Source organism: Amycolatopsis sp., assembly GCF_035276945.1.
Classification (GTDB): domain Bacteria; phylum Actinomycetota; class Actinomycetes; order Mycobacteriales; family Pseudonocardiaceae; genus Amycolatopsis_E.
The window spans coordinates 1-15241 of sequence record NZ_DATELF010000038.1 but is presented as its reverse complement, the minus strand read 5'-3'; the positions used below and the strand labels follow the sequence as shown (position 1 = coordinate 15241).

15 protein-coding genes and 1 pseudogene are annotated in these 15241 nt (G+C 70.0%); 6 read left to right on the top strand and 10 right to left on the bottom strand.

The genetic code is table 11. The features are described from left to right. The coding region (locus VJT49_RS05270; protein ID WP_324163545.1) for a hypothetical protein at positions 1-229 on the top strand (229 nt) is incomplete at its 5' end. 180 nt (positions 230-409) lie between these two features. Here the strand turns inward: VJT49_RS05270 and tgmA are convergent. After that, positions 410-727 (bottom strand): putative ATP-grasp-modified RiPP, encoded by a 318-nt coding sequence (gene tgmA / locus VJT49_RS05265; RefSeq protein ID WP_324163544.1) that lies wholly within the window; start codon positions 725-727, stop codon positions 410-412. A gap of 261 nt (positions 728-988) precedes the next feature. Here tgmA and VJT49_RS05260 point away from each other — a divergent pair. Continuing rightward, a pseudogene (locus VJT49_RS05260) lies at positions 989-1195 on the top strand (helix-turn-helix domain-containing protein); the annotation flags it as partial. Between the two features lie 108 nt (positions 1196-1303). On the opposite strand, the gene VJT49_RS05255 reads toward VJT49_RS05260, so the two are convergent. Beyond that, positions 1304-1861 (bottom strand): hypothetical protein, encoded by a 558-nt coding sequence (locus VJT49_RS05255; protein WP_324163547.1) that lies wholly within the window; start codon positions 1859-1861, stop codon positions 1304-1306. Positions 1862-1943: 82 nt separating this feature from the next. On the opposite strand from VJT49_RS05255, the gene VJT49_RS05250 reads away from it, so the two are divergent. From VJT49_RS05250 to VJT49_RS35060, 3 genes are all read left to right on the top strand, one after another. Beyond that, positions 1944-2399, top strand: a complete 456-nt coding sequence (locus VJT49_RS05250) for a hypothetical protein (protein WP_324163546.1) — start codon at positions 1944-1946, stop codon at positions 2397-2399. Between the two features lie 374 nt (positions 2400-2773). Further along, complete coding sequence (locus VJT49_RS05245) at positions 2774-3613, top strand: exonuclease domain-containing protein (RefSeq protein ID WP_324163543.1); 840 nt, start codon at positions 2774-2776, stop codon at positions 3611-3613. Next, positions 3591-4046, top strand: coding sequence for a dTMP kinase (locus VJT49_RS35060; RefSeq protein ID WP_414635829.1), 456 nt, complete (start codon positions 3591-3593; stop codon positions 4044-4046). The genes VJT49_RS05245 and VJT49_RS35060 overlap by 23 nt, the downstream gene beginning before the upstream one ends. A 293-nt stretch (positions 4047-4339) precedes the next feature. Here the strand turns inward: VJT49_RS35060 and VJT49_RS05235 are convergent, their stop codons facing one another. Next, a complete protein-coding gene (locus tag VJT49_RS05235; RefSeq protein WP_324163542.1) occupies positions 4340-5137 on the bottom strand; it encodes a PaaX family transcriptional regulator C-terminal domain-containing protein in 798 nt (265 codons plus the stop codon). 149 nt (positions 5138-5286) lie between these two features. Here VJT49_RS05235 and VJT49_RS05230 point away from each other — a divergent pair, with 149 nt between their 5' ends. Beyond that, the gene (locus VJT49_RS05230; protein WP_324163541.1) at positions 5287-5412 is read left to right on the top strand and encodes a hypothetical protein; all 126 of its coding nucleotides are present in this window, start codon (positions 5287-5289) and stop codon (positions 5410-5412) included. A gap of 222 nt (positions 5413-5634) precedes the next feature. On the opposite strand, the gene VJT49_RS05225 is transcribed toward VJT49_RS05230, so the two are convergent. The 7 genes from VJT49_RS05225 to VJT49_RS05195 form a co-directional block, all read right to left on the bottom strand. Continuing rightward, a complete protein-coding gene (locus VJT49_RS05225) occupies positions 5635-6342 on the bottom strand; it encodes a maleylpyruvate isomerase family mycothiol-dependent enzyme (RefSeq protein WP_324163540.1) in 708 nt (235 codons plus the stop codon). Then, positions 6339-8027 (bottom strand): (2,3-dihydroxybenzoyl)adenylate synthase, encoded by a 1689-nt coding sequence (locus tag VJT49_RS05220; protein WP_324163539.1) that lies wholly within the window; start codon positions 8025-8027, stop codon positions 6339-6341. Before VJT49_RS05220 ends, VJT49_RS05225 begins: the two co-directional genes overlap by 4 nt. Then, entirely contained in the window at positions 8008-10125 is a 2118-nt protein-coding gene (locus VJT49_RS05215) for an acetate--CoA ligase family protein (protein ID WP_324163538.1), read from the bottom strand. The genes VJT49_RS05220 and VJT49_RS05215 overlap by 20 nt, the downstream gene beginning before the upstream one ends. Continuing rightward, the gene (locus VJT49_RS05210; RefSeq protein WP_324163537.1) at positions 10122-11705 is read right to left on the bottom strand and encodes an FAD-dependent monooxygenase; all 1584 of its coding nucleotides are present in this window, start codon (positions 11703-11705) and stop codon (positions 10122-10124) included. Before VJT49_RS05210 ends, VJT49_RS05215 begins: the two co-directional genes overlap by 4 nt. Continuing rightward, the gene (locus VJT49_RS05205) at positions 11705-12517 is read right to left on the bottom strand and encodes a fumarylacetoacetate hydrolase family protein (RefSeq protein ID WP_324163536.1); all 813 of its coding nucleotides are present in this window, start codon (positions 12515-12517) and stop codon (positions 11705-11707) included. The genes VJT49_RS05210 and VJT49_RS05205 overlap by 1 nt, the downstream gene beginning before the upstream one ends. After that, positions 12514-13599: a cupin domain-containing protein gene (locus tag VJT49_RS05200; protein WP_324163535.1), complete on the bottom strand. Its 1086-nt coding sequence runs from the start codon at positions 13597-13599 to the stop codon at positions 12514-12516. Before VJT49_RS05200 ends, VJT49_RS05205 begins: the two co-directional genes overlap by 4 nt. 788 nt (positions 13600-14387) lie before the next feature. Beyond that, positions 14388-15241 (bottom strand): group II intron maturase-specific domain-containing protein (locus tag VJT49_RS05195; RefSeq protein ID WP_324163534.1); only part of this gene is annotated, 854 nt, incomplete at its 5' end.

The following is a 15241-nucleotide window of genomic DNA, read 5'->3' as shown; positions in this document are numbered from 1 at the left end:
TGGCCAGCTGGAGGGGTTTGAACATCGCGTCCGCGGCCCGGTTGGGGTGGTTGACCCAGAGCACCGGCAGCGCGGCGAGCACGCCGCCGAAGCCGAGCCGCGCCTCGCGGTGGGCGTAGGCGCGCTCGACCTCGGTCAGCGTGGCCGGGAACTGGAACGCCGAGGGGTCGCGATACCAAACCGAGGCGATGTCCTCGAGCTCGAGGGCGCGGTGCTCGGTGCTCGGTGAACAACACCCCGCGCCACCGGCCGTCGCCCTCGAGGCGGGCCTCCAGCGACAGGTGCTCAGGGAACCAGGCGGTGTCCGCCCGGAACACCTCCACCCCGCGCTGGTCGAGCTCGCGGACCACGGCGTCTACCGGGGCGTCAGCTTCCTGGGCGAAGATCACCACGGTTCCCGGCGCGGCAGTCATGATTCTTCCCAGCCCCAGTTCTCCTCCGGGCCCTCGTCACCGTCGGTGGAGCCCTTGGTCTTCCAGTCCTTGCCCATCGTTTCGACCAGGGGCCGGCCCTGCTCGTCGACGGCGACCTGCTGGTCGGGGCAGTAGCGGTATTCCGGCCGCACCGGCGCCTCGACCGTCGTGGCCGCGCGCAGCCCGAACGGACGCATCGCGTCCGGGCCGGGCCGGTCGGCGATCATCGGCTGGTGCACCAGGTAACGCAGGCTTGCCGAGGACAACGGACTCGCGCCCGGCTCCGGCTCGGTAGCCTCGATCGTGGTGGTCATGGGGTTAGGCTCCTTCCCGCCGGCGGTGGCCGGCGTCTGTGGGTTGGTCCCGGCCGGCAGGACCACCGGGTTCGGGGACGTCGCGATGCGGGTGGCTCCTGCCGGCCGACCGATCCGGTGGGAGGTCGGGGCCTGCTCCCACCGAACCGGATGCCTTCGACGCTAGGAAGGCGCCGACCCGATGAGAAGCCTCTTGTGCCGGGTGTGCACGGGGTGTGCCAATCACGCAAACCTTCTTTCCTCCGTGGTTGAGCGACTACCGTGGGTGGAACAACACGTGCGCGAGGGTTCCGGGGGTGCGCTGTGCCGGACTGGTGGTCACCCGCCCTGTGGGACGCCGCCCGCCGCGGCGATCACCCAGCCGTGCTGCGCCACGCCCGCGAAGAATGGGACTGGTCCCAGGGCCAGCTCGGTGAGCGCTTCGGCTGCTCGGCCTCGACGATCTCCCGGTTCGAGAACGGCCGCCGCGGGCTGCGCGACGTCGCGGTGCTGCGCCGCTTCGCCACCATCCTCGGCCTGCCCGCCGAAGCGTTCGGCCTCACCAACACCCAGCCTGACCGGCCTGCCTCCCCCGCCTCAACCGCGTCGGCTTCTAGGGTGGGGCACGACCCGAGCCAGGAAGGGGATGATCCGGTGCGACGACGCGCGTTCTTGCTCGCCGCGGGCTTGGCCGGCACCGCGGTCACCGCCCCCAACGCGCTCGCCGCCAGCGGGGTCGAGGTCGATCCGGCCGCATTCCTGGCCCACCGCCTGGAAGGCGTCCTCCTCGGCAGTTCCACCGCGGCGCCCCAGCCGGCGCCGATCGCGACGCTCCAGACTGTGCTGGCGACCTCGCGGACCGACTTCCGCGCCTGCCGCTATGTCGAGCTGGCCGCGCGGCTGCCTGAACTGATCACCACCGCGCAAGCCACCCACCAGCAGACCGCTGATCCTGTCTCGGCGGGCATCGTGGCGCAGGCATACAACCTCGCCACCCGCGCGCTGATCAAGCTGGAGGCCAGCGGCCTGGAATGGATCTCCGCCGACCGGGCGCTGCGCGCCGCCGCCGGCGCGGACGACCCACTGACCCTCGCGGAGGCGCAACGCCTGCTCGGCTCGGCCTGCCGCCGGGCAGGCAACCACGACCGCGCCCAAACCCTCACCCTGACCGCGGCCAACCAGCTCGACCTCGCCGGGAAGACACCCAATCCGCAGCCTGGCCCTATATGCGTTGCTGATGTGCTCGGCCGGGTATGGCGCCGCCCGCGCCGGCGACCACGACCGCGCCACCGACCTCCTCGACGAGGCCGACACCACCGCCAAGCGGCTCGCCGACCACCCAACCCAGCAGCAAGCGCTGACCGCCAACGTGGTCAGCCACCGCGTGTCCGCCGACTACGTGCTCGGCAACGCTGGCTCCGCCCTGCACCACGCCCAAACCACCCATCTCGGCCAGTTCCCCGACACCGAACGCCGCGCCCGGTTCCTCGTCGACGTCGCCCTGTGCTTCGCCCAATGGAACAAACCCGGCCGCGCTTATCAAACCCTGCTGACCGCCGAACGCACCGCACCCGGCGAGGTCCGCACCCGCGCAACCGTCCGCCGCCTCGTCGGCGACCTGCTGCACCATCCCCAGCAGGCCGCCCTGCCCGGCCTGCGTGACCTCGCCGCCCGAACCCACGCCCTGGTGTAGGAGGAAACCGATCGTGGTGTCACAGATGGACGATAAGGCGGCCGGCACGAGGAGTGCCGGCGCGAATGCGCCCGCCTCCGTCAACTCTGGCAACAACGGATCGCCGATCGCGGCGACCCGTTGCCAGCCCGACTTAACTGGTGCCGGGAACCCGAATGCCTCATGATCACCATTTGCACAACAACCTGTTGTGTGGCTCATTGACCCGATCGCTGATGCCGGTAATGCAAGTGTCCCGCCGATGTGCCGCCCTCCAGGGGACAGGAAGGTACCAGGGGTCTGTCAGCAAGCAGAGCAACCGCAGGCGCGGCCAACATGGCATGTCCTGGGGCTTGTGACCGCGACCGGGTGGGCAGCCGGGTGACTCGGTTATCTTGGGCGGGTTCCTCCTTGGCCTGTTCCAGTTCCAGGGAGAGTTCGGCGACTACCCGGCGCAGGAGCGCGCTTGTCGCCCGTTCGTTGCTCAGCGCCTTCTTGAGTTCCGCCAGTTCCTTTTTCACCGTGGCATAGTCGTCTGCGAGCTGTTGCGGCGCGGCAGGGGTGGCGTTCTGGGCTTTCACGCGGGCTTTGGACTCGTCGACAAGGTAGCGGTGTTCGTAGACTACGCTGGCAGGGCAACGAGCGTGACTGACTGGACAAGCCTCAACTACGTCGTCGATGTGGAAGGTAATGGCCACCAGCCGCCTGATCTGGTTGAACTGGCTGTCGTGCCAATCACGGGCGGGAAGATCGGGCAACCGGCAAGCTGGCTGGTGCAACCGGAACAGCGGATCACCCCGTTTGCCCGCACCGTCCATGGCATTACCAACGCTGCCGTTGCCAGTGCGCCGGTGTTCGCGGACATCCGGGACGAGGTCCTCGCGGGCCTGACGGGTAACGCCCTCGTCGCACACAATGCCCATGTTGATATCGACGTGCTCGAACGCAAGCTGCGTGACTGGCAGCCGCCGGAGGTGTTCGACACGCTCAAGCTGGCCCGTCGCCTGCTTCCGGAGGCCGGTAGTTACAAGCTGGGCGCACTGGTCGAGACCTTCAAGCTGGCCGAAAGATTGCCCTCCGGCCTCAGGCCCCATCGCGCAACCTACGACGTGCTGGTCACGGCACGGCTGTTCGTCCGGCTGGCCTTGCCGCCGGAGACCCGGCCGCTGTCGCTGGAAGAGCTGCGCGGCGAGCCGCCGAGGGGAGGGCACGATGCACCTTCGGCCCTTTTCTGAGCATCCGCGTGGCGTCTTCGTCAGCGTCGACGGGCCAAGTGGCGCCGGCAAATCAACGATCGTGCAGCACCTGGCCCACCTCCTCGTCGCGGATGGCCAGGACGTGCACATCACCGCCGAGCCCTCGACCGGGCCTGTCGGCACGTTGTGCAGCGAACTCACCGACACCGTGACCGGACGAGCGTTAGCCTGCTTGTACGCGGCTGACCGCTACCATCACCTTGAGGTCGAAATCCGACCGCACCTCCGCGCGGGCCGCACGGCCTTGCCCTCCACCTCCGCCCCGCCCAACCCGTCTGTCACGCATCGTCGCGGCGATCATGGGCACCGGCGTCGGGCTGACCTTCCTGTTCGACTTCGGCAACGTCCCCAACGGTGCCCTCCGACTCGGAGTACCTGTCTGGGTCGCCCCGCTCGTCGCACCCGCGGTTGATCTCTCCGTCCTCGGGCCTTGCTTTTGGCGAGGTTGGTGCGAGGAATTGGTACCCCGCATCAACTGCCGGTTCGGTCTCTCGGGTTCCGGACGACGAAGTGGATGAGAATCCCGCGCCGGTCGCGCGGGCGACCGTGCCGAGTGAAGGATCCGCCACCCCGTGAAACCAGCAGGATGGCAGGCTGACCATCGGCCATGAACGAACAGCGAGCGCGTGGCAGCGCCCAGGCACGGAAGCCGTACTCCGAACGGGAGTCTGCCGAGGTAGGCCGGGCGGCGCCCCGGGATCTGGTTCAGGTTCCGGCGATCTCGTCGTAGAGCTTTTCCGCTGGTACGCGCAGCAGGTCGTGGGCTTCGAGGAACATCTCGTGGGCTTCGCGGCCGACCCAGCCCGGGGGAAGCAGGTCGAGGGGAAGGTCGGGGTCGCGGAACGGGAACTTGCGGTAGTCGTAGGTCAGCCGCATCCGTTCCACCAGCGCCTCTCGGGGGGCGAGTTCGCCGGCACGGTAGGCCGGAAGCCGTGAACGGTAGGTCCGCAGCAGTGTCTTGTAGTCGTCGTTGAGGGACCCGAGTTCCCAGCAACGGGCGGCCATCTCGCGATCGACGATCAGATCGTCGGACTGGCAGCGGAGGGTGTCCAGCCGCAGCACCGGCTGGTCGGCGAACCTCTCCTTGACCTGCTGGAGTCGATCGTGCGGGCTGATGTAGGTCGACGCCGCCAGCGGGCCGAACCCCAGCCAGGCGAGTTCCTTGCGGATCCGCTCGCGGATCCCGCGATCGGTCTCGGGAACCGAGTAGATGACCATGTACCAGTGGCGGTCCCACTCGCCGCGGACTCGTTGAAAGATCCGGGCACGGCCTTCGTTGAGCAGTCGCAAGCTCTTGGCATTGAGCGCGTACAGGGTCTCCCGGCCGTCGCGCTGGGCGTCGAACCAGCCCTCCTTGCGCAGCCGCGCCATGACGACACGGACCGTGCTCTCACCGACGCCGAAGCAGTCCATCAACGTGGTCAGCGCGCGTAGCCGGGCCGCGCCGCCGCGGTACCGGACGTAGTCGCCGAACAGGTCGAAGACGATGGATCGAGGTTTCACCCGGGCCTCCTTCCGAGGTCGATTGTGTCATATTCCCGCCGACCGAGGGCACAACCAGATCGCTCATAGGTTGAAACACCGGGATAATAAGTAAATAGTGCCATTTCATAGACGGTCGTCTTATATCTGTACAATACAGGGCGACCTGAGTGGGCGCCCAGATCCTGGTGAACGTCGCGATGCACTACCCGGCACGCATCCGCGCGACCGCGCTCGGCTGGACACTCGGCGTCGCCCACGCCGGAGCGATCCTCGGGCCGCTGCTCGCGAACTGAATCATGGCCGCGGCACTCGGGGTCCGCCTGGAACTTCTACACCTTTGCGGCGGCTTCGGAACTTGAGGTCGAGAACAACGACGCGGCCGATCTACGTCCCATAGACGGCGACCGGCCGAGTCACGGTCGATGACGTCGAGCCGGCGTCGTGCGGTACCGGAGCGTGCCCTTGCCGGTATACCGCGCTTTCGCGTTCCCACGGCCCGTCTGAAGGGCGTCGGGTCAGAGCCAGCGGGGCAGCGGCGGCCATCCGGGACGCCCGGGGAGGCGGCCGGTGAGCCAGCCGGCGATCTCCGCCGCCGGCGCGGTGATCGTATCGGCGGCCGGGATGTCCGGCTGGAGTCGCCAGGTCCGGTCGCGGTCGCCGGGCGCGACGACGACCGCGGGACAGTCCGGTTTGCGGCTGAGGGTGGTGGTCGTGTCGTCGAGAAGCAGGTCGAGCGCGCCGTCGGGCATGCTGGCGAGGCTGGGGGTGGCGGTCAGGTCCGCGGCATGGAGCCAGACCTCGCGGATGCGCATCCACGGTATCTCCGCGGCGGGGATACGGCGGCCGAGCGCGCTGCGCACCGGAGCCGACCATTGCGCGGTGGTCAGGGAACTGAGCGCGGTGTCGAGAACGTCGGCGGTGGCGCGTAGTTGGCGGCGGAGTTCAGCCGCGGGCAGCGAGGCCGACTGCTCGATCTCGTCGGCGCGTTGGCCGGGATCGGCGTACATCGGATTCTCGATACCGGTGCGGGCCCAGGTGGCGAGGCGGGTGAGCGCTTCGGCGTTGCGGGCGAGATGCCCGACCACGTGCGCGCGGCTCCAGCCAGGCAACCCGCTCGCCGCGCGCAACCCGGTGTCGTCGAGGGTGGTGACAAGATCGAGCAGCCGCGTGGTGCCCTCACGCATCCAGGGCAACGTGATGGCGGTGTCGTGGACGCCGGTCATGCGCGGGCTCCGGGCCTCATCCGCTTGCCGATGTCTTCCCGCAGTGCCTTCTTGTCGATCTTGCCGACCTTGGTGGACAGCAGTTCGTCGACGATCACCAAGTGCTCGGGCAGCTTGAAATGAGCCACCCCGGCGGCGTGCATCGTGTCGCGGACCCCCTCGAGGGTGACGGTCGTGCCGGGGCGGGGCACCACGTAGACGCAGACCCGTTCTCCGAGGTCGGGGTCGGGCATGGCGATGGCGGCGACCTGCGCGACGTCGGGGATCTGGTAGATGAGGTTCTCCACCTCTTCGGCGGAGATCTTTTCGCCACCCCGGTTGATCATGTCCTTGTCCCGGCCTTCGACGATGAGGTTGCCCTCGGCGGTGCGACGGCAGATGTCGCCCGAGCGGTACCAGCCGTCGGTGGTGAAGGCGCGGGTGTTGTGTTCCGTGGCGTGGTAGTACCCGCGCGGGGTGTAGGGACCGCGGGTGAGGAGGCTGCCGGGGGTGCCGTCGGCGACGTCGTGGTCGAGTTCGTCGACGATGCGGACCTCGTCGGCGGGGCTCATCGGGCGTCCTTGCGTGGTGCAGATCATCTCGTCGGGATCGTCGAGGCGGGTGAAGTTGAGCAGCCCTTCCGCCATGCCGAACACCTGCTGGAGCGTGGCGCCGAGAGCGGGCTTGACGCGGCGGGCGAGCCGGTCGGCCAGGCGGGCGCCGCCGACCTGCAGCACCCGCAGCGTGGCGAGCTGGGTGCCGCCGTGCTCGGTCGCGTGGTCGATCCAGCGGCCGGCGACGGCCGGTACTACCGCGGTGTGGGTGACGCCTTCAGCGGCGATCGTGGCGAAGGCACGCACCGGTTCTGGCGACGGCAGCATGACGACGCCGCCACCGGCGAGCAGGGTACCGAGGATGCCAGGGCAGGCCAGCGGGAAGTTGTGCCCGGCTGGGAGGCTGACCAGGTACACGGTGTCCGGTCCGACACCGGCGACGGGCGCGGAGGAGGACGCGTTGTAGGCGTAGTCGTCGTGCGTGCGGGCGATGAGCTTGGGCAGCCCCGTGGTGCCGCCGGAGAGCAGGAACACCGCGACGTCGCGGCTGCTGACGCCGGTGGCCTCGACCCGGGCCCTGTCGCCGTCGGGGTCGTGGGGCGGGCCGCAGAGCGCACGCAGGTCGGTGCTGCCCGGTTCGACGGTCTCGCCGGCGACCAGTACCCGCCACGGCTCGCCCCCGGCGGCGCGGACGTCGTCGGCGAGGTCGTGGGCCAGGCGCTGATGATCGAAGTCTCGCAGCCGGTCCGGCACGGCGATGCCGCCGGCTTCGGCGAGGCGGGCCAGGTGCGTCAGCTCTGTCCGCCGGTGGGCGGGCAGAGCCATGACGGGCACGATCCCGGCGCGCAGGCAGGCCAGGGTCAGCACCACGAATTCCCAGCCGTTGCCGAGCTGGACGAGCAGGCGGCTCCCGGGCTCGAAACCGAGATCGAGCAGCCGCACCGCGGCGGCGTCCGCACGCTCGGCGAGTTCCCGGTGGGTGAGCCGGATTCCGGCGCCGGGGTCGACGAGAGCGGTGCGGTCGGGGACGGTGTCCGCGACCTGCCGCAGCAGCGTGCCGAGGGGAACGCCGCGCCAGAAACCGCGGGCGGTGTACTCCTGGGCGAGGGCGTCCGGCCAGGGAACGGTGTGTTCACTGATCGGGCTGGGCATCGTCGGCCTCCCGCTTGTGGTCCTGGTGGGTGATGATGACGGCGTCGAGGGCGACGAGCCCATTGCTGGTCAGGCGCAGCGGGTTCACCTCGATCTCCTCGAGCGCCGGGTTGGCGGCGAGTAGGTCCCCGAGTGCCGCGGCGGTCTCTCCGAGCGCGGCGGTGTCCAGGACGGGACCGCCGCGCCAGCCGTCGAGCAGTGCCGCGCCGGCGAGTTCGCGCGGCATCGCCGCGGCGTCGCTCGCGCTGACCGGAGCGAGGCGGATGGCGACGTCGGCTAGTGCCTCGGCGGTCGTGCCGCCGAGCCCGAGCAGCACGATCGGCCCGAAGACCGGGTCGCGACGCGCGCCCAGCACCAGATCCACTCCGCTGGGGGCCATGCGTTCGATGAGGTAGCGGCGGGCGCCGACCGCGTCCAGCGCGCGGAGAGCCGCCTCGAGATCGTCCGGTGTGGACACTCCGAGATGGACACCGCCGATGTCTGTCTTGTGCAGGACGTGGGCGTCAAGGACCTTCACCGCCACTCGGCCGCCGAGTTCGGTGAGGGCTACCCGTGCCGCCGAGTGGCTGTCGCAGACCCGCCTTGGTGGGGTGGCGATGCCGAGCCGGTCGAGTAGATCCTTGGCCTGGTTCTCGTCGTGTGGGCCGGTGACGTCGTCGGGCACCGACTGGCCGCGGCGCGGTCGGTCTGGCTCGCGGTGGCGGGCCTGGGCGTCGGTCAGCAGCGCCCCGATCGCGGCGGCGACCCCGCGGGGATCGGTGGTGGCGGGGATGCCTGCCTCCAGCAGCGAGCGCCGCCCTGCCTCCACCGCTTCGCCGGTGCCACCGAGCCCGACCACTACGGGAACCCCGCCGGTGTCGGCGCCGACGATCGCGGCGACCAGGTCGATCGCGTCCGGTTCGTGCAGGGCGTAGGCGGCCAGCACGTCGACGGCCGGGTCGGCCGCGACGGTGGCGAACACCTGGCTTATCTCGGGGCCGGGGCGTCCGGTGTCGACCGGGTTGCGCTGGAAGGTCAGCGGCGGCAGCAGCTCGCTGAGCGCGTTCTGCGTGTTCGGGGTGAGCTCGGGGACGCGCGCGGCCCGGCCGCGCAGGTCGTCCAGTAGGAGCAGGCCGGGTCCGGCCTGGGCGGTCAAGACGCCGACACCGGGGTCGGCGGCCGGGTGCAGGCGGGTCGTCGCGAGTGCGGACACCGCGTCGACGAGTTCGCGTTCGTCGCCGACCACCACCGCGCCTGCCTGGGTGAGCGCGGCGCGGGTGGTGCGCCAGGACGTCGCGAGGTTGCCGGTGTGGGAGGCGGCGAACTCACCGATGTCGTGGCGGCCGACAACGAGCGCGACCACGGGCTTGCGTGGGGTCAACCGGGCCACCGCCGAGACCAGGCGGGGTCCGTCGGAAACGGATTCCACGTGCAGCGCGACGGCGGTGGTCTCCGGGTCGTCGGCGAGGTGGTCGAGGACGTCGGGGGCGGTCACGTCGACGCCGTTGCCGAGCCCGACGGCGAGGCTGACGCCATGGCCGGCCTCGGCGAACAGGAACGCCAGGGCGTGGTTGACCCCGCCGCTGGCGGCAACGACGGCGACCTTACCCGGCCGCAGGTGCGCGGCGCCGGCGACGAAACTGGCCGTGACTCCGGCGTGCGGGGCGATGAAGCCGCTGGTGTTGGGGCCGAGCAGACGTATCCCGGTGTCCGCGGTGACCGCGGCCAGGGCGCGCTGGTGGGCGATCCCGTCGCCGCCGGCTTCGGCGAATCCGCCACCGCAGACCACCGCCGCTCGGGCGCCGGCCTCGGCGGCGTCGGCGAGAGCGGACGGGCAGGCCGGGGCGGGCACACAGAGCACCGCCAGGTCGATCGGGCCGTCGGCGGCGGCCGCGGCGACGTTCGGGTACAGGGCCGTATCCCGGCTGTTGACCAGCGCGAAATGCCCGCCGCGACCGGCGAACCCGCTCAGGGAACGGGCCATCGCGGCCCCGAGCTTGCCTGGGGCGCGGGACGCACCGACGACCGCGATGCCGCGCGGGGCGAACAACGCGGCCAGATCTCCGCCGGGGACGGGGTGGCCGGGGGTGGGGTGGAGACGGGGAGCGATGGTGGTCATGCGGGCAGTCCAACCAGGTCGGCGCGGCCGGAGAGCACGGCGGTGACCGCGGTGTCGGTGTCGGCGCCGGGGTCGACCAGCAGCGCCGGCATCCGATGCCGCAGGCGGGCCTGCTCACACAGCAGGGTCCGGGTCAGCGCGGTGCCGCCGTGCACGGCGACCAGGACCGGTGCCGCGTCGGCGAAGCGGGTCAGCTGGGCGAACGCCCGCGGCAAGCCGGCTTCACGGTCGGGGGCGCTGAGCACCGCACCCCACGGACCCGGGCGCGGGGCGGCGGCCAGCGGCAACGGGAGGTCCCCGGCGACCTTGGCCGGTGTGCCCCGCTCGTCGGATCCGACCGTGACCAGGCGGCCGGGCGCGCTCCAACCGTGATGCCGGAACGGGGTGTCCAGCGCGGGCGCGCCGTGGGTCTGCCGCCAGGCGCGGTGGGTCGCGTCGACGAACCGGGCGTCGCGGCGGGCGAGGCGGGAATCGGTGATACTGCGGGACAGGAAGTGGTAGGCGAACTGCCACGGTTCGAACTCGTCGTGGTAGCGGCCGAAGTGCTCCCACCAGGCCAGGCTGGGCCGAGCCGACTGCTGGATCTTGCGCACTGACGGCTGCGCGGCCTGTTCGTAGGCGGCCAGGGCGGCGGCGAGGTCGCCGTCGCTCCCGGCGAGGGCCCTCGACAGCGCGACCGCGTCCTCCATCGCCATCTTGGTTCCGGACCCGACCGAGAAGTGTGCGGTGTGCACCGCGTCGCCCAGGAAGGCCACCGGCATCGGCGCCGCTCCGGCCGCGGGCAGGGTGTGCCAGTCCCGGGTGCGGCGGGTGCGGAAGTTGCCCCAGCGGGAGTTGTTGACCAGCAACTGTTTCCCGTCGATCTGCTCGGCGAACAGCTTCTCCAGGTATGCCTTGCTGACCAGGTCGCTGACCCCGGGTGGCTGGCTCGTGTCGAACTCGTCCAGTCCGGCGCGGCGCCACGAGGCTTCGTCGGTCTCCACGATGAACGTCGACATCGCGTCCGAGATCGGATACCCGTGCACGGCGAACACGCCGTCGGGGCCGCCTTCGTGCACGAAGGTCAGGCCGTCGAACAGATAGTCGGTGCCGAACCAGATGAATTTCGCGGTCGCGGTCTCGACCTCGGCGCCGAGACCGGCTTCGAGCTGCTCGCGGATCTTCGACCCGGTGCCGTCGGCGGCGACGACCAGGTCGTACCCGGCGAGATCGGCGAGGCTGACTTCGGTGGCGAATCGGAGCTCGGCCCCGACGTCGCGGGCTCGGGCCTGCATCAGGGCGAGCAGCGTGCGCCGCACGATCGCGGCCATCCCGTTGCCGCCGCAGCGGATGCGCTCGCCTTTGAGCCGGACCTCGATCGCGTCCCAGTGCCGGCCGTGTTCGGCCAGTGCCTCGCGCAGCACCGGATCCGCGGCGTGGATGCCCTCGAGGGTGCGGTCGGAGAACACGACCCCGAACCCGAAGGTGTCGTCGGCCCGGTTGCGTTCGAACACCGTGACCTCGATCGAGGGATCGGCGCGCCGGATCAGGGTGGCGAAGAACAATCCACCGGGTCCGCCGCCCGCGACAGCGATACGCATCAGTTCTCCTTCACCAGAGTGTTGCGCTGCTCGCCGATGCCCGCGATCCGGGTCTTCAAGGTGGATCCTTCCGCCAGATAGCGCGGCGGCTTGCGGGCGTGGCCGACGCCGCCGGGTGTGCCGGTGGCGATGATGTCGCCCGGTACGAGGGTGACGATCGCCGAGATGTAGGCGACGAGGTCGGCGGGGGTGAAGACCAGGTCGCCGGGGTCGGCCTGCTGCACGAGCTCGCCGTCGACCTCGCAGGACAGCTCACCCGGCTCCGTACCGGTGACCAGCCATGGGCCGACCGGGGTCGAGCGTTCGAAGGTCTTGCCCTGCAGCCACTCCACCGTGCGGAACTGGAAGTCGCGGGCGGTGACGTCGTTGACGACGGTGTAGCCGGCGATGGCGGCCGCGGCCTCATCGGGGCTCGCGTGGCGGACCTCGGCGCCGACGACGACGCCGAGTTCAGCCTCCCAGTCCACGGCTGAGGACCCGGCCGGCAAGACCACCGGGTCGAACGCGCCGACCAGGGCGCGGGCGAACTTGGCGAACAGTGTCGGGTGTTCCGGCAGCTCCCGGCCCATCTCCAGGATGTGGTTGCGGTAGTTCAGCCCGACACAGACGACCTTCTCCGGCCGGGGCACCAGCGGGGCGTAGTCGAGTTTCGACGCCTCGTGGCGGGGGCCGTCGGCCTGCTCGGCGTCCACGCGCCAGCCGGGGCGGGCGAGGAACTCGCCCAGGTCGGTCGCGCCGAGTTCCACCGCGACGTCGTCGTCGACGCGGACCGCGGCGGTCCCGGACCCGGTGCGGATGGTGGCGAGTTTCATGCGGGGTCCTTTGTGTGGGTACGGGCCAGGCCGAGAGCGTCGAAGACCGGTGCGTCGGAGAAGTGGAAGGCGTCGAGCCCTCCGCCGGTCTCGATCGACAGCCGGGCCCAGGACGGCACCGCGAACAGGTCGCCGGTGCCGACGTCGAAGGATTCCGCGTCGATGCTGACCGTGGCGGTGCCGTCGAAGACCTGCCACACCGACGAGCCCGCCGTGCGCGTAGGCGCGGTGCGGGTACCGGAGCGCAGCCGGTGCATTTCGCAGCGGATCGTGTTCAGGCAGTCCCCGGCCGTGGCCGGATTGGTGTAACGCACCACCGCGTGCCCGGGTTCCAGCACGCCCGGGTACCCGGCGGCTTCCAGTTCCAGCTGAGCGGTCAGCGCCGCGTCGGTGTGCTTCCAGCGATACGCCATCAACGGCGAGGCCGGCGTTCCCGGCGCACCGACCGGGGTGAGCCCGGGGTGCGCCCACAGTCGTTCGTTGCGCGAGACCGGCGGTGTGCGGCGGGTGGCCAGCTGCTCGGGACCTTCCTCGAAGAACCCGGCGTCGAGCCCGCGCACCAGCGGGATATCGAGGCCGTCGATCCAGGCCATCGGCCGGTCGCTGGTGTTGTGGTGCTCGTGGAAGTGCATGCCCGGGGTGAGCAGCAGGTCCCCGCGGCGCATGGCGACCGGGTCGCCTTCGACATTGGTCCACACGCCGTCCCCGTCGACCACGAAGCGGAACGCGGACTGGGTGTGGCGGTGGGCGGGGGCTTCTTCCCGGGGGCCGAGGTACTGGATCGCCGCCCACAACGTCGGCGTCGCGTAGGGGGCACCCCCGAGTCCCGGGTTCGCCAGGGCGATCGCCCGGCGCTCGCCGCCGCGGCCGACCGGCACCAGCTCACCGGCACGCTCGGCCAGCGGCAGCAACGTGGACCAGCGCCACAGCGCCGGCACCGCATCCGGACGGGGAACCGTGGGCATCAACCCGCCGATCTGGGTCCACAGCGGCTTCATGTGCGCGGCGTCGAACGCGTCGTACATCGCCTCGAGCTCGGCCTGGTCCTCGGCGGTGGGTCCGGGGACGTCGGTTGAGGTCATGGCGCAGTCCTCCTCGGGATCGAGCCGGCGCGGCAGCGTTGCCCTGCGCCGCATGCGGCGGATACGGCCGAAATATACAACAAACTTTCGACGGTCGTCTACCTAGTGACACTTATTGGCGGCGTCACCCGCGGATCCGGCGACCCGATCGACCCCGACTCCCTCGGCGTCCCCTTCGCCCACCTGCCCGGCGAGCAGGACGTCGCACTCCCGCCTGCACGTCGAACTGTACGATTCGGCGACCGATCATCCTCGACACCAGGCCGACCGCTGAACTCGCCGCCGTGAGGACGTCACCACCCTCGCCAGTCACCGCGACCAGGCCCATCGAACATGACCAGGGCACTGGTGGCTGCCAAACGGAGAGCCTGGGGCTGTCGCCAAAACTGCTACGAGCCGAAGAGCGGAAGCCGGCCGGTGAGCTTGCCGACCGCGCTCTCTGGTCCGGCTCTGGTCCGGTGACCGCGAGAGCGAAGCAGCGGAACTCGGTGAGTGTGCGGGCGCTGAGAGAGTCGCGGTAGGCGTCGTAGGAGTTCGTGGTCGGCATCGTGTCGTCAAGGGCGACGACACGGCGAATCCAGGTCACCAGTCCCTCCATGGCAACGGTCGTAGGGAATACGCACGAGTATCACGAACCGGGTGGTGCGCTCGACCAGCGTGGCGATCTGCGCCCGGTTGCCCTTGCCGAGGATGAGTCGGGTAGGACCGGCGCATTACTACGCCGGTCCCCCCTCAGAACTGCCCGTGCGGCTTTCACCGCAAGCAGCTCAAGCAAGCCACGAGGGCGTTCAGGATCGCGGTGCCGTGCCTGTCGTTCCGTGCTTGTGGTGCTCACGTCGGCAGGCAGAGTGCACGAGGCGGGTGTGGCCATCGTCCGATGAGCCGGATCGTCCTTGCAGGACAAGATAATCCGCGATTATCGCCTTGCGGATGATCTGCAACCACCAGCGTTCCCATTCGGCTGGCGACTGGGGCGGCTGTTCGGTGGACAGCAGTTCATTGCCGCATAGAGGACATCGGCCATCCTGCTTGGTGAGCAGGCGTAGCGTGTGGCCCTCCAGTGGCGGTTTGATCCGCCGTCGCCGTTCTGCCCAGTATTCGGCCAGGGTAGGATCGTCCGGAGACGCTCCGCCCTTGACGAGAATGTGTCGGACGATGCCAGTCCAGGAGAATTTCACCAGATATGCTCCGGTGGCGATGTCACCGAATACCCAGCGATCGTTCCTGAACTTGTTGAACTTGCCGTAGTATCGGTCGATGACCCATGTTTTCGACTTGTTCGGGTGGCGACGCGTGGCCCATTTGTAGAGCAGGGTCCACATGTAATTGTCCAAGGATTTGAACACCTTGGACGACACCACACCCCGGTAGTAGGTCGCCCATCCCCGAATTATCGGGGTGAGCGCGGCGAGGATCGCCGCCGCGTTGGAACCGCGCAGTGCGCGTATTTCCGTGCGGAGCCGTTCCCGGATTCGCTGGATCGCCGCCGCGGAAGGTTTGATCAGACCCGAATCCGCGAGTAGGGCGGTGACACGCGTTCGGAGATGGTGATGGGTGCCGCTCTGGCCTGGGATGATGTTGGTTGCGAGGCCGGTTTCATTCCGTTGGAGAGGACACCCATCTGGTGGGCAGTGTAGGTGGT

Bases quoted from the DNA above. Each gene is read 5' to 3' on its own strand.
- VJT49_RS05225 (WP_324163540.1), bottom strand. From the start codon at position 6,342: ATGACCGGCGTCCACGACACCGCCATCACGTTGCCCTGGATGCGTGAG.
- VJT49_RS05200 (WP_324163535.1), bottom strand. From the start codon at position 13,599: ATGACCTCAACCGACGTCCCCGGACCCACCGCCGAGGACCAGGCCGAG.
- VJT49_RS05215 (WP_324163538.1), bottom strand. From the start codon at position 10,125: ATGACCACCATCGCTCCCCGTCTCCACCCCACCCCCGGCCACCCCGTC.
- VJT49_RS05220 (WP_324163539.1), bottom strand. From the start codon at position 8,027: ATGCCCAGCCCGATCAGTGAACACACCGTTCCCTGGCCGGACGCCCTC.
- VJT49_RS05210 (WP_324163537.1), bottom strand. From the start codon at position 11,705: ATGCGTATCGCTGTCGCGGGCGGCGGACCCGGTGGATTGTTCTTCGCC.
- VJT49_RS05205 (WP_324163536.1), bottom strand. From the start codon at position 12,517: ATGAAACTCGCCACCATCCGCACCGGGTCCGGGACCGCCGCGGTCCGC.
- tgmA (WP_324163544.1), bottom strand. From the start codon at position 727: ATGACCACCACGATCGAGGCTACCGAGCCGGAGCCGGGCGCGAGTCCG.
- VJT49_RS05250 (WP_324163546.1), top strand. From the start codon at position 1,944: ATGTGCTCGGCCGGGTATGGCGCCGCCCGCGCCGGCGACCACGACCGC.
- VJT49_RS35060 (WP_414635829.1), top strand. From the start codon at position 3,591: ATGCACCTTCGGCCCTTTTCTGAGCATCCGCGTGGCGTCTTCGTCAGC.